We start from the raw sequence: 13068 nt of genomic DNA on the forward strand, positions 1-13068 counted from the left end.
CGAAACACAACCGTCAAACAGCGCGGCGGGCGAGCAGGGAGCGCGCGGTCGCGGCGACGGCCGGGTCGGGGTCCGCGACGAGTGCGGTGAGGGCGCGGTGGGCCGCGGGGCCGGGGATCTCGGCGAGGGCCTGGGTGATCCGGCCCCGCGCGCGGACGTCGTCGTCGAGCCGGGCGACGAGGCGACCCGCCAGGTCGTCGGCCCAGTCGCCGGCCGGGTCGTCGCTGCGGGCCAGGCGGCCGAGCGCCTCGGCGGCGGACACGTCGTCCGCACCCCGGACGATCATCGCGACCAGCTCGGGGACGGCGTCCCGGTCGCCCAGCGCGAGCGCCGCCCGCTCCCGGACGTACGGGTCGCGGTGCCGCAGCGCCCGGCGCAGCGCGGACTCCGCTCCCGGGATCCGGACGAGCGCCGCGACGGCCTGGTGGCGGGCCTGCTCGTCCGGCCCGTCGAGGGCCGCGACCAGCTGCGGGAGGACCTCGTCGCCCGCGCGGACCACCGCCCACCGCAGGGCCCCGGCGACGTTCGGGTCCTGCTCGCCGAACAGCGCGTCGAGCAGCGGCGCGGGCGGGCCCTCGGCGAGGGCGGCGCGCTGACGCCGAGACGGGTCCGGGGAGTCCAGCTCCTGCATCAGCGCGACCAGCCCCAGGACGTCACGCCAGGACGTCACGCCGCTCTCCCGGACGCTCCGCAGCCGCGCGAGCAGCGCCTGCTCGCGCGCGATGCGCTCACCGGTGGCCGCGATCAGCTCGTCGACCAGCGCGGTCGGCGGCACGTCGGCGTCCGCCAGGCTCTCCCGGATCGCCTGCAGCGACAGCCCGAGCGTCCGCAGGCTCTCCACCTGAAAGAGCCTGCGGACGTCCGCGGAGGTGTAGTCGCGGTAGCCGTTCGCCGTGCGCTGCCGCGGCGAGACCAGCCCGATGGCGTCGTAGTGGCGCAGCATGCGGGTGCTGATGCCCGCCAGCCGCGACAGCTCACCGATCCGCATCGGGCCCCAACGCGACCCGACGCTTCGCGTGGTGCAGCGCGTCGTCGACGCTGAGCTCCGGGTCGTTCAGGACCTGGAGCGTGACCTGCGCGTGCTCCAGCGCCGGGCGCGCCGCGTCGCCCAGCGCGAGGAGCGCCCGGGTGAGGCTGCGCTGCACGTCCCGACCGCCGCGCCCGAGCTCGTGCATCAGCTCGGCGGCCAACGCCTGCTCCTCGCCCTCGGGCACCAGCCCGACCGCGGTCCGCCAGGCGGCCCGGGCCACCTCGTCGTCCGGGTCATGCAGCAGCTCCCTCGTGATCGCGGGCCACGCGCCCGGGTCACCGATCTTCGAGAGAGTATGCAGGGCCTGGCTGCGCGCCTGCGGGATCTCGCTGTGCAGCTCCCGGAGCACCCGGGGCAGCGCGGCGGGCTGGCGGGTCAGCGCCCAGGTCAGCATGTCCCGGACGAAGAAGTCCGGCTCCACGGCGCAGCGCTCGACCAGCGCGTCGAGCTGCGCGGGGTCGGGACGGGTGCCCGCCGCGAGCGCCGCCTGCAGCCGGGCCGATGTGTCGGGGTGGTCGAACCTCATGAGCCCAGGAAAGACCTTGTCACAGTGTGAAGGTCAAGCCCGCGAGTTCGAGCCCGACTCGAGCACCGCAGTGTGGCTCCACAATGCGGATGATCCACTCTCGGGGAGCGCGGCGGTCGGTATCCGACCGCTCCGCTCCCGACGAGTGGATCACCGGGGCCGAGGATGCAGCCGCTCCAGCTCGATCGCCACCTGCCGGTACCTGCTGACCGGAACGAAATGCACGCCGTCGCAGGCGCCGCTGTCCCGCAGCGCCACGACCTGCTCGCACGCCGCGGCCACCCCGGCATCCGGGTCGGCGCGGACCCGCTCGACCAGCGCGGCCGGGATCTCGATGTCCGGCACGCTCGCCCGCAGCCGGTCGGCCATCCCGGCGCTGGCCAGCACCATGACGCCGGCGTAGACGGGCTGGTCGGTCGGGTTCTCCTCCCGCCAGCGCACGACCTCCTCGACCGAGAACCCGACCTGCAGGAAGACGAAGTCCGCCGCCCGCTTCCACGGCGCGAGCCGACGACGACTGCCGGAGGTCACCCCGATCCCGAACGGCTCCACCCCGGCGAACTCGCGCCGACCGGTGATCGCCCGCGCCTCCTCGATCATGGTCCGCACGGTGAGCCCACCCGCCCGGTCGCCCGCCGTCGGCTTGTCCCCGGCGACGAACAGGAACCGGTCGACCCCGTACGCCGCCGCCGTGAGCAGGTCGCGCTGGAGGCCGAGCAGGTTGCGGTCCCGCGAGTTCAGACAGGCGATGCTCCGCCGCCCCATCGCGTGCACCTCGTTCGCCACCGCGATGCTCGACACCGTGGCCCGGCCGATGTGGTTGTCCGGGATCAGGAAGTCGTCGACGACGGGGGCGAGCATGCCGATCTGGTGCCGCGCCCGCGTCAGGTCCGGCCTGGTCGGCGGCTCGATCTCGCAGACGACGGAGAAGGTGCGGCTCACGAGGCAGAGACTGCCACGCCCGAGCGCCGGCGGTCAGCGCCGGCGGCGAGGGACCGCGGACCGGGGCGGCAGCGAGCGCATGTGGTCGCGCACCGGCGTCAACAGGTCGGCCAGGGTTCGAGTGTCCTCGCGGGTCAACGGCTGGAAGAGCTGCCGGCTGACCACCTCGGTGTGGCCGGGGAGCACCGTGGCCAGCAGCGCCCGCCCGGCCTCGGTGATCGTGACGGTCACGCCCCGCTCGTCGGTCTCCGACGGGCTGCGCGTGACCAGGCCTGCCTCCTCGAGGAGCCTGGCCTGATAGGTCAGACCGCTGCGGCTGTAGACGACGCCGTCGGCCAGGTCGGTCATGCGTGCGCTGCCCGTCCGCGGGTCGAGACCCAGCCGCGCCAAGATCTGGAACTGCACGTAGCTGAGGTCGCCGGCCTCCCGGAGCTGCTGCTCAACCGCGTGGCGGAGCAGGCCTGCCACCTCCATGAGCGTCAGGTAAGCGCCCAGCTGGGCGGGATCGAGGGACGGGTCCGGGTCGGTCACGCGCAGACCCTAACAGTTGCTTCACATTCTGAGCACTTGCTTCGACTCCGAAGCACTGCTAGCGTCTCCGCCATGCTTCGAGTTCGAAGCACATCCACGCGAGAGCGGAGGCTCGGCGATGAAGGCCATTCGATTCCACGAGTACGGCGACCCGACAGTCCTGCGTCACGAGGAGGTGGACGAGCCCGTCGCCGGTCCCGGACAGGTGCGGGTGCGGGTCGCGGCCACGACGTTCAACAGCGTCGACGGCACCATCCGGGCGGGGCTCATGCAGGGCCCGATGCCCCTGACCCTGCCGCACGTGCCCGGGCTGGACGTCGCGGGAACGATCGACGCGCTCGGCGAGGGTGTGCGCGATCTCGCCGTCGGCGATCAGGTGATCGGCTTCCTCCCCTTCGTCGTCGACGGGGCCTCCGCCGAGTACGTCGTCGCCCCCGCCGAGATCCTGGCCCCGGCTCCGACCGCCGTCCCGCTCGCCGACGCCGCCGCACTGCCGCTGGTCGGCCTCACCGCCTGGCAGGCCCTCTTCGACCACGCCGAGCTGAAGCCGGGGCAGCGCCTGCTGATCAGCGGGGCAGGCGGAGCGGTGGGCGGGTACGCGGTGCAGCTGGCCAAGGCCGCGGGCGCCTACGTGATCGCCACCGGCAGCCCGCGCAGCAGCCGCAACCTGGCGGCCGCCGGTGCCGACGAGATCATCGACCACACCACCACCGCGGTGGCCGCCGCGGTCACCGCGCCGGACGACGTCCTGCTCAACCTCGCCCCCCTCGACCCGGACGAGTTCACGGCGCTGGCCGCCCTCGTTCGAGACGGTGGCGTCGTGGTCAGCGCCACCGTGTGGATGCCCGCCCCGGCCGACGAGGAACGCGGCGTGCGCGCGATCGACATGTGTGTCCGCAGCGACGTCGCCCAGCTGTCGGAGCTCGTGGCGCGCGTCGACCGCGGAGAGCTCACCGTCGACGTCGCCGAGCGCGTCCCACTGGTCGACCTGCCCCAGGTCCATGCCCGGGCGGCCGCGGGGACGCTGGCGGGCAAGATCGTCGTCCTCACGCCCACAACCTGACACGACGGGCGCAGCGCATGCCGTCGCCGGTCGGAAATGGTGGAGACGAGGGGAATCGAACCCCTAACCCCCGCCTTGCAAAGGCGGTGCTCTGCCAATTGAGCTACGTCCCCGTGGGCGACAGACTACCGGGTAGTCGCCTCGTGCCAGGGATCGGATGTGCTGCGGGACTTGAGGCCGACGAGCACCAGGATCACGGCGCCGACAGCGGCGACGAGAGCGAGGAGCTTCTTCACGTCGATCACCTTCGAAGCCGATGGAGTGGGCCTAGCTGGAGTTGAACCAGCGACCTCATCATTATCAGTGATGCGCTCTAACCAACTGAGCTATAGGCCCCTGCGGCGTGCAGAACTCTACAGGACCCCGCACGCCGCCTTCGCGGGGGGTCAGTCCCGCTCGGACAGCGTGACCTCCACGCCGCCGACCAGGTCGGCGGAGACGTTGTAGACGAACGCACCCACGGTCATCGCCACGGCGAAGAGCAGGCTGTTGATCGCTCCGATGACCGCGGCGAAGCCGAAGACGCTGCCCGCGCTGATCAGCGATCCGCCGCCACCCTGGCCGCCGCCGGAGACGAGGTCCGCGTAGGTGCCGTTGAGCCGGTCCCACACGCCCATGCCGTCGAGCACGCCGTAGAGCACGCCGACCGCCACGAGCCAGATGAAGAACAGGACGACGGCGAGCACCAGCGCGAGCTTCAGCACCGACCACGGGTCGAACCGCTTGAGCTGCAGCAACGCCTGGCGCGGGGCCCGCTCCCCCACCGACGGGACGCCGGCGTGGACTTCGCCCCGCGCGGGGCCCACCGACGCCGTGCGCGGTGCCGCGCCCGGGTCGATGTACGCCGTGGGCGCCTCGCTGAGCAGCGAGTCCACCGGGGCCTGCCGCGGGGCGGGCCGCGAGGTTGGGACGGCGGTCTCGGTCGCGTCCGAGCCCGACGCCCGCCGCCACGGCGGCGGCGTGGGCACCGAGCCGGGCAGCGGGGTCCCCGTCGGCTGGTCCGCCGCCCCGGGCGAGGGGGCGTCCGGCCGGGGCCGCGGCACCGGCGTCGGGGTGGCGAACACCGCGGTCTGGTCGGCCGCCGGGCTCGTGCCGTTCTTCGGGGCCGACGCGTGGTCGGGGGCCTCGGTGGCCGGCGCGGCCGGGGCGGCCGGGGCGGCCGCGCCGTCGTCCTTCGACGCGGCGCTCGGCCCGGCACTCACCCCCGCACCGTTGGTGGTCGATCCGTTCGCGGGCGTGGTCCGGTCCTCCGCGGCCTCGGCGGGGTCCGCCGGGGCCTCGGCCGCACCGTCCGTGGGGAGCGGCGGTGCGGCCGCAGAGCTGTCCGTGGCCACCGGCCCCGTCGCCGGCTTCTCTTCGTTCTCGCTCACGAGGTGGAGCACTCCTCGGCGTTCGGCGTGCAGGTCAGGTGGCCGGGATCAGCCGGTCTCCTCGGGGGCCTCGTCATCGTCCTCGGCGTTGCGCGCGACCGCCAGCAGTGTGGCGTTCTCGCCGAGGTTCATGAGGCGGACCCCCTTGGTCTGCCGGCCCGCCTTCCGCACCTCGCGTGCCGAGGTCCGGATGACGCCGCCGGTCGACGTGATCGCGTACAGCTCGTCGTCGATCCCGACGATGAGCGCGCCGACCAGGGTGCCACGCCTGCGGTCGTACTGGAGCGTCAACACTCCCTTACCGCCGCGACCCTGTACCGGGTAGTCCTCGATCGGCGTCCGCTTGGCGTAGCCGCCCGCGGTCGCGACCAGCACGAACTTGTCGTTCTGCACCACGGCGAGCGACAGCAGCTGGTCGCCGGAGTTGAACCGCATGCCCAGGACGCCGGAGGTGGCGCGGCCCATGGGGCGCAGGGTCTCGTCCGTCGCGGAGAACCGGATCGACTGGCCCTCGGCGGACACCAGGAGCAGGTCGTCCTCGGCGCTGCAGAGCACGGCGCCGACGAGCTCGTCCTCGTCTCGCAGGTTGATGCCGATCAGGCCGCCGGAGCGGTTGGAGTCGAAGTCCTCCAGGCGGGACTTCTTGACCAGCCCGTTCTTCGTGGCGAGCACGAGGTACGGCGCGGCCTGGTAGTCCTTGATCTGCATGACCTGGGCGATGTGCTCGTCCGGCTGGAACGCGAGCAGGTTCGCGACGTGCTGGCCGCGCGCGTTCCGGTTCGCCTCGGGCAGCTCGTAGGCCTTGAGCCGGTAGACCCGGCCCTTGTTCGTGAAGAACAGCATCCAGTCGTGCGTGGAGCACACGAAGAAGTGGGCGACGATGTCGTCCTGCTTCAGCGTGGCGCCCTGCACGCCCTTGCCGCCGCGCTTCTGCGCCCGGTACAGGTCGGTCTTGGTGCGCTTGGCGTAGCCGGTCTGGGTGATCGTGACGACGACGTCCTCGACGGCGATGAGGTCCTCGTTGGTGACGTCACCGTCGTCCGCGATGAGCCGCGTGCGCCGCTCGTCGCCGTGCTTCTCGACGATCTCGATGAGCTCGTCCTTGACGATCTGCCGCTGCCGCTCGGGGCGGGCGAGGATGTCCTCGTAGTCCGCGATCTCGAGCTCGATCTCGGCCAGCTCGTCGACGATCTTCTGCCGCTCCAGGGCCGCCAGCCTGCGCAGCTGCATGTCGAGGATGGCCTGGGCCTGGATCTCGTCGACCTCGAGGAGCTCGATGAGGCCCTGGCGCGCGACGTCCACCGTCTGCGACGCCCGGATGAGGGCGATGACCTCGTCCAGCGCGTCGAGCGCCTTGACCAGACCACGCAGGATGTGGGCGCGCTCCTCGGCCTTGCGCAGCCGGTAGCGCGTGCGCCGGACGATGACCTCGATCTGGTGCCGGATGTAGTTCCGGATGACCTGGTCCAGCCGCAGCGTGCGGGGCACGCCGTCGACGATCGCCAGCATGTTCACGCCGAAGCCGGTCTGCAGCTGGCTGTGCTTGTAGAGGTTGTTCAGCACGACCTTGGCCACCGCGTCCCGCTTGAGCGTGAACACGATGCGCATGCCGACGCGGTCCGAGCTCTCGTCGTTGATCTCCGAGATGCCCGTCATCTTGCCGTCGCGGATCATGCTCGCGATGGACTCGACGAGGTTGTCCGGGTTGACCTGGTACGGCAGCTCGGTGACGACGAGGATGGTGCGGCCCTTGGCGTCCTCCTCGACCTCGACGACCGAGCGCATGCGCACCGAGCCGCGGCCGGTGCGGTAGGCGGACTCGATCCCGTCCCGGCCGACGATCAGACCCGCCGTCGGGAAGTCCGGGCCCTTGATCCGCGCCATGAGCGCGTCCAGGAGCTCCTCGTCGCTCGCCTCGTGGTTGTCCAGCGCCCAGACGACGCCCTCGCCCACCTCGCGCAGGTTGTGCGGCGGGATGTTCGTGGCCATGCCGACGGCGATGCCGACCGAGCCGTTGATCAGCAGGTTCGGCACCCGCGACGGCAGGACCAGGGGCTCCTGGGTCTTGCCGTCGTAGTTGTCCGCGAAGTCGACGGTCTCTTCTTCGATGTCCTGCAGCATCGCCATGGCCAGCGGCGTGAGCCGGCACTCGGTGTACCGCATGGCCGCTGCGGGGTCGTTGCCCCGCGAGCCGAAGTTGCCCTGCCCGTCGATCAGCGGGTAGCGCATCGACCAGGGCTGGGCGAGCCGGACGAGCGCGTCGTAGATCGCCGAGTCGCCGTGCGGGTGGTAGTTGCCCATCACCTCGCCGACGACGCGGGCGCACTTGACGTACGAGCGGTCCGGCCGGAAGCCGTTCTCGCCCATGGAGTACAGGACGCGCCGGTGTACCGGCTTGAGGCCGTCCTCCACGAGCGGCAGCGCCCGACCCACGATGACGGACATCGCGTAGTCGATGTAGGAGCGCTGCATCTCCTGCTGGATGTCGACCGGCTCGATCCGGTCGCCGCCGCCCGCGCCGGGGAGGGCCGGGTCCAAGGTGTCAGTCACTGTTCAGGTCCTCTATCTCTCAGACGTCCAGGAACCTGACGTCCTTGGCGTTCCGCGTGATGAAGGAGCGGCGGGACTCGACGTCCTCACCCATCAGCACGGAGAAGAGCTCGTCCGCGGTCGCCGCGTCGTCCAGGGTGACCCGGGAGAGCATCCGGACCTCGGGGTCCATCGTGGTCTCCCACAGCTCCTTGGCGTTCATCTCGCCGAGACCCTTGTACCGCTGCACGCCCTCGTCCTTGGGGAGCTTCTTGCCGGCCTCGCGGCCCGCCGCGATCAGCCCGTCCCGCTCCGCGTCCGAGTACGCGAACTCCGGCTCGGACCCGCGGCCGCCCCACTTGATCTTGTAGAGCGGCGGGTTCGCCAGGAACACGTGCCCGGCCTCGACCAGCGGCCGCATGAAGCGGAACAGCAGGGTGAGCAGCAGGGTGCGGATGTGCTGGCCGTCGACGTCCGCGTCCGCCATCAGCACGATTTTGTGGTAGCGCAGCTTCGACAGGTCGAACTCGTCGTGGATGCCCGTGCCGAGGGCCGTGATGATCGACTGGACCTCGGTGTTCTTGAGGACGCGGTCGATCCGGGCCTTCTCGACGTTGATGATCTTGCCGCGGATGGGCAGGATCGCCTGGTACATCGAGTCCCGGCCGGACTTGGCCGAGCCGCCTGCCGAGTCGCCCTCCACGATGTAGACCTCGGACTTGCTCGGGTCCGTGGAGCGGCAGTCCGCCAGCTTGCCCGGCAGACCGCCGATGTCACCGGCGCTCTTGCGGCGCACCAGCTCCCGCGCCTTGCGGGCGGCGAGCCGGGCCTGCGCGCTGGACACCGCCTTGGTGACGATGGTCTTCGCGTCCGCGGGGTTGCGCTCGAACCAGTCCGACAGCCACTCGTTGCTCATCTTCTGCACGAACGACTTGACCTCGGTGTTGCCGAGCTTGGTCTTCGTCTGGCCCTCGAACTGCGGCTCGGCGACCTTGACCGACACGATCGCGGCGAGCCCCTCGCGGATGTCCTCGCCGGACAGCGCCGGGTCCTTGTCCTTGAGCAGCTTCTTGTCCCGCGCGTAGCGGTTGACCGTGGTGGTCAGCGCGGAACGGAAGCCCTCCTCGTGGGTGCCGCCCTCGTGCGTGTTGATTGTGTTCGCGAACGTGTACACCGACTCGGAGTAGCCCGAGTTCCACTGCATCGCGACCTCGACCTGGTGCCCGGGGCCCTCGCCGGTGTAGCTGATGATCTTCTTGTGGATCGCGTCCTTGCTGCGGTTGATGAACGCGACGAAGTCCTCGAGACCGCCCGGGTAGTGGAAGGTCTGCTCCTTGACCTTGGCGACGAAGCCCTCCGCGTCCGGCTCGTCGTCGACCTCGGTGTCGGAGACCCGCTCGTCCCGCAGGACGATCGTGAGGCCCTTGTTGAGGAACGCCATCTCCTGCAGCCTGCGCTGGATCGTCTCCAGGCTGTACGTGGTGGTCTCGAAGATGGTGGGGTCGGCCCAGAACGTGATCGAGGTGCCGGTCCGCTTCGACGGCGCCCCCTTGTGCAGCGTGCCGGGGACCGAGTGGTCGTAGTGCTGGTTCCACGTGAAACCGTCGACGTGGATCTCGACGTCGAGCGCGCTGGACAGCGCGTTCACGACGGAGACGCCGACGCCGTGCAGGCCACCCGAGACCGCGTAGGACTTGCCGTCGAACTTGCCGCCCGCGTGCAGCACGGTGAGCACGACCTCGACGGCGGGCTTCTTCTCCACCGGGTGCATGTCGACCGGGATGCCACGACCGTCGTCGACGACGCGGACGCCGCCGTCCGCGGTCAGGGTGACCTCCACCTTCGTCGCGTACCCCGCCATCGCCTCGTCGACCGCGTTGTCCACGACCTCCCAGATGAGGTGGTGCAGACCGCGCTCGCCGGTGGAGCCGATGTACATGCCGGGGCGCTTGCGGACGGCTTCCAGGCCCTCGAGGACCGTGATCGACGACGCGCTGTAGCCGCTCTTCTTCTCCGCCACGGGCTGATGTTCTCCTCGCCACGAGAGCCGGCGGATGCCGGCAGTGCTGCCGCACACGTGCGGCACTCACTGATGATTCTACCGGTCCGGTCGGACAGAACTGTGGCTAGGACACGTCTGAAAGCGTCACAGCGGCGCGATCGCGCGGCGAACAGGGTCCGGCCGCCCGAAAACGGGGTCGAACGGCGCTCACGCCCCGTCACGTCGCGCTCAGCGGGCCTCTGGCGGGTGCGAACGGTCACCCGAGAGTGGGAGGCGCGGGAGGCTCACCCGTAGGTGTCCCGGGGGCCTCGGCCGCGGACGTGCCGCGGACCGTGGCGCCAGCTCGGGCCCTGCGGCCCCGTGACCCGGATCCGCTTGACGACGTCCGGGCCCACCGCGGCGGCCAGGCGCTGCAGGATCTGTCGCTGCAGGGTGCGCAGCTGCGTGGCCCACGCCGTGGACTCCGCCTTCAGGACCAGCTCGCCGTCCCGCAGGGAGACGGGGGTGCAGTGGTCGGCGATGTCCGGCCCGACCAGCGTGGGCCAGCGGCCCAGCACCGTGGCGTCCGTGAGCCGGGAGGACCAGCCCCGGTCCATCGAGACCCGCGACACCGCACGGCCGAACGGCTGCGGGTCCCGGTTGTCCGGGCCCGGGCCGGACCAGCGACGTCGTCGTCCCCGCCCGAAGCCCTTCGGCCGCGCGCCCCGCTGCTCCGCGGACTGCTCCTTCCGCTTCGCCGCCGTCGCCTCGCGGGCCGCGGCGAGCGCGTCCCGGGCCAGATCGGCACCGCGCCGCTCGGCGCGATGAGCGGTGTCCCCAGGGGTGTGGACATCCTTGGGGACCGCGGGCGGGTCCGACGGTCGATCCGTCGCGGCGGGCGGCGCCTTGTGACTGGAGTCACCGGAGGAGCGGGGGTTATCCACAGTATCCACAACCTTGTCCCCAGGAACGCCCAGCTCGGGGGCGGCTCGTCATCATCCGTTCTCCTGCACGTCAGACGGGTCGTCACCGGTCGTCGTCCGGACGACGGTCCCGCCGCCCACCGCGAACCGGGCGCCCGTCAGCTGCGCCGGGACGTCCTCGGCGACGGCCGCGGTCACGATGACCTGCTCCGCCTCTGCGGCGACCGCGCACAACGCGCGGCGCCGCTGCGCGTCGAGCTCGGCGAAGACGTCGTCGAGGATCAGCACCGGCTCGACGTCGTCCGCCTTGAGCAGACGGTAGGACGCCAGCCGCAGCGACAACGCGATCGCCCACGACTCGCCGTGGCTGGCGTACCCCTTGGCCGGGCCCTCCCCGAGGCCGAGCACGAGATCGTCCCGGTGCGGGCCGACGAGACAGACCCCCCGCTCGATCTCCTGGCGGCGGACCTGGGCCAGCTCGTCGAGCAGCATGGGTTCCAACGCCGCCCGGTCGAGCTCGCCGGGGATCGAGCACTTGTACTGCAGTGACAGCGGATCCGACGTCGGCGCCACCTCGGAGAAGGCCTTCTCCGCGTGCGGTGCGATCCCGTCGACGAGCTCGAGCCTGCCCGCGAGCAGGGCCGCGCCGTGCCGGGCCAGGTGCCCGTCCCACACCTCGAGCGTGGACAGGTCGGCCTGCCGGTTGCGGGCGGTCTTGAGCAGCGCCGAGCGCTGCCGCAGCACCCGGTCGTAGTCGCTGCGGACGCCGGCGTAGCGCGGGTAGCGGGCGACGAGCAGGTCGTCGAGGAACCGCCGCCGCTCGCCCGGGTCGCCGCGGACGAGCGCGAGGTCCTCCGGAGCGAAGAGCACGCTGCGCAGGATCCCGAGGATCTCCCGCGGGCGCGGCACCGGCGCGCGGTTGACCCGCGCCCGGTTGGCCCGCCCGGCCGTGATCTCCAGCTCGACGAACAGCTCGCGGCCCTGGTGCACGACCTGGGCCCGCACGATCGCGCGCTCGGCGCCGCGGCGGATCAGCGGCGCGTCGTTCGCGACGCGGTGCGAGCCCAGGGTGGCGACGTAGCCGATCGCCTCCGCCAGGTTGGTCTTGCCGACGCCGTTCGACCCGACCAGCACCGTGACGCCCGGTTCGAGATCCAGCTCGGCGCGTTCCCAGGAACGGAAGTCCTCGACGGCCAGTCGCCGCAGGTGCACTAGTGGGTGCTGCCGGCGCCCGAGCTGGGTCCGGCGTGGTCGCCCGGTGCGCCCGCCGGGCCGGCGGCCTTCTTCACCGCGTGCCCGCCGAACTGGTTGCGCAGCGCCGCGACGGCCTTCATCGCCGGGGACTCGTCCTGCCGGGAGGCGAACCGCGCGAACAGCGCCGCGGAGATCACCGGCAGCGGCACGGCGTGCGTGATCGCGGACTCGATGGTCCACCGGCCCTCGCCGGAGTCATCCACGTAGCCCTCGAGGTCCGCCAGGTGCGGGTCCTCCTTGAGCGCGTTGACCAGCAGGTCCAGCAGCCACGACCGCACCACGGTGCCGCGCGACCAGGCCTGGATCACCGCCGGGACGTCCTCGATCAGCGGGGTGGCCTCCATCAGCTCGAAGCCCTCGGCGTAGGCCTGCATCAGGCCGTACTCGATGCCGTTGTGCACCATCTTCGAGAAGTGCCCGGCCCCGACGCCGCCCGCGTGCGCGAAGCCCTCCTCGCGCGGACCCTCGGGGCGCAGCGCGTCGAAGATCGGCATGGCGAGCTCGATGTGCTCCTTCGCCCCGCCCGCCATCAGGCCGTAGCCGTTGTCCTTGCCCCAGATGCCACCGGACACGCCGCAGTCGACGTAGCCGATCCCCTTGGCGGACAACAGCTCTGCGTTCGGGCCGTCGTCGGTGTAGCGGGAGTTCCCGCCGTCGATCACCAGGTCGCCCGGCTCCAGGATGTCGGCCAGGGCGGCGACGGTGGAGCGTGTCGGCTCACCGCTGGGGACCATCACCCAGACCACCCGCGGCGCCTCGAGCGCCGCCGCGAGGTCCGCCAGCGACGCCACGTCGGTGACCTCCGGCCGCGGGTCGAACCCGACGACCTCGTGTCCCGCCGCCCGCACCCGGTCCCGCATGTTGCCGCCCATGCGGCCCAGGCCGATCAGTCCGAGTTGCACAACCGCTCCCCACTCCT

Annotated in this window: 11 protein-coding genes and 2 tRNA genes; 1 reads left to right on the forward strand and 12 read right to left on the reverse strand. The window is 71.7% G+C overall.

Annotation, left to right across the window (positions count from 1 at the left end; translation table 11 throughout):
* Positions 1-13 precede the first annotated feature (13 nt).
* The 4 genes from L3X23_RS24510 to L3X23_RS24525 all read right to left on the reverse strand — a co-directional run bounded on the left by L3X23_RS24510 (position 14) and on the right by L3X23_RS24525 (position 3029).
* Positions 14-988: a MerR family transcriptional regulator gene (locus L3X23_RS24510; protein ID WP_237194846.1), complete on the reverse strand. Its 975-nt coding sequence runs from the start codon at positions 986-988 to the stop codon at positions 14-16.
* Positions 975-1556, reverse strand: coding sequence for a HEAT repeat domain-containing protein (locus L3X23_RS24515; protein ID WP_237194847.1), 582 nt, complete (start codon positions 1554-1556; stop codon positions 975-977). Before L3X23_RS24515 ends, L3X23_RS24510 begins: the two co-directional genes overlap by 14 nt.
* 150 nt (positions 1557-1706) lie before the next feature.
* Positions 1707-2498, reverse strand: a complete 792-nt coding sequence (locus L3X23_RS36295; protein ID WP_237194849.1) for a methylenetetrahydrofolate reductase — start codon at positions 2496-2498, stop codon at positions 1707-1709.
* 33 nt (positions 2499-2531) lie between these two features.
* A complete protein-coding gene (locus L3X23_RS24525) occupies positions 2532-3029 on the reverse strand; it encodes a MarR family winged helix-turn-helix transcriptional regulator (protein WP_237194852.1) in 498 nt (165 codons plus the stop codon).
* 118 nt (positions 3030-3147) lie between these two features.
* On the opposite strand from L3X23_RS24525, the gene L3X23_RS24530 reads away from it, so the two are divergent.
* Positions 3148-4092 (forward strand): NADP-dependent oxidoreductase, encoded by a 945-nt coding sequence (locus L3X23_RS24530; protein ID WP_237194853.1) that lies wholly within the window; start codon positions 3148-3150, stop codon positions 4090-4092.
* A gap of 37 nt (positions 4093-4129) precedes the next feature.
* On the opposite strand, the gene L3X23_RS24535 is transcribed toward L3X23_RS24530, so the two are convergent.
* The 8 genes from L3X23_RS24535 to gnd all read right to left on the reverse strand — a co-directional run bounded on the left by L3X23_RS24535 (position 4130) and on the right by gnd (position 13051).
* Positions 4130-4205: transfer RNA gene (locus L3X23_RS24535), tRNA-Ala, on the reverse strand.
* Positions 4206-4354: 149 nt separating this feature from the next.
* Positions 4355-4428: transfer RNA gene (locus L3X23_RS24540), tRNA-Ile, on the reverse strand.
* Between the two features lie 50 nt (positions 4429-4478).
* A complete protein-coding gene (locus L3X23_RS36690) occupies positions 4479-5462 on the reverse strand; it encodes a DUF3566 domain-containing protein (protein WP_374204910.1) in 984 nt (327 codons plus the stop codon).
* Between the two features lie 48 nt (positions 5463-5510).
* Positions 5511-8012, reverse strand: coding sequence for a DNA gyrase subunit A (gyrA, locus tag L3X23_RS24550; protein ID WP_176921253.1), 2502 nt, complete (start codon positions 8010-8012; stop codon positions 5511-5513).
* Positions 8013-8031: 19 nt separating this feature from the next.
* Entirely contained in the window at positions 8032-10011 is a 1980-nt protein-coding gene (gyrB, locus tag L3X23_RS24555) for a DNA topoisomerase (ATP-hydrolyzing) subunit B (RefSeq protein ID WP_093080733.1), read from the reverse strand.
* 266 nt (positions 10012-10277) lie between these two features.
* Positions 10278-10925, reverse strand: coding sequence for a DUF721 domain-containing protein (locus L3X23_RS24560; RefSeq protein WP_374204912.1), 648 nt, complete (start codon positions 10923-10925; stop codon positions 10278-10280).
* 42 nt (positions 10926-10967) lie between these two features.
* Positions 10968-12107, reverse strand: a complete 1140-nt coding sequence (gene recF, locus L3X23_RS24565) for a DNA replication/repair protein RecF (RefSeq protein ID WP_237194854.1) — start codon at positions 12105-12107, stop codon at positions 10968-10970.
* Entirely contained in the window at positions 12107-13051 is a 945-nt protein-coding gene (gene gnd / locus L3X23_RS24570) for a phosphogluconate dehydrogenase (NAD(+)-dependent, decarboxylating) (RefSeq protein ID WP_308116940.1), read from the reverse strand. The genes recF and gnd overlap by 1 nt, the downstream gene beginning before the upstream one ends.
* Positions 13052-13068 lie beyond the last annotated feature (17 nt).

This window comes from Pseudonocardia sp. WMMC193, assembly GCF_021728735.1.
In the GTDB taxonomy this organism is placed as follows: domain Bacteria; phylum Actinomycetota; class Actinomycetes; order Mycobacteriales; family Pseudonocardiaceae; genus Pseudonocardia; species Pseudonocardia oroxyli.

Bases quoted from the DNA above. Each gene is read 5' to 3' on its own strand.
- L3X23_RS24510 (WP_237194846.1), bottom strand. From the start codon at position 988: ATGCGGATCGGTGAGCTGTCGCGGCTGGCGGGCATCAGCACCCGCATG.
- L3X23_RS24515 (WP_237194847.1), bottom strand. From the start codon at position 1,556: ATGAGGTTCGACCACCCCGACACATCGGCCCGGCTGCAGGCGGCGCTC.
- L3X23_RS24530 (WP_237194853.1), top strand. From the start codon at position 3,148: ATGAAGGCCATTCGATTCCACGAGTACGGCGACCCGACAGTCCTGCGT.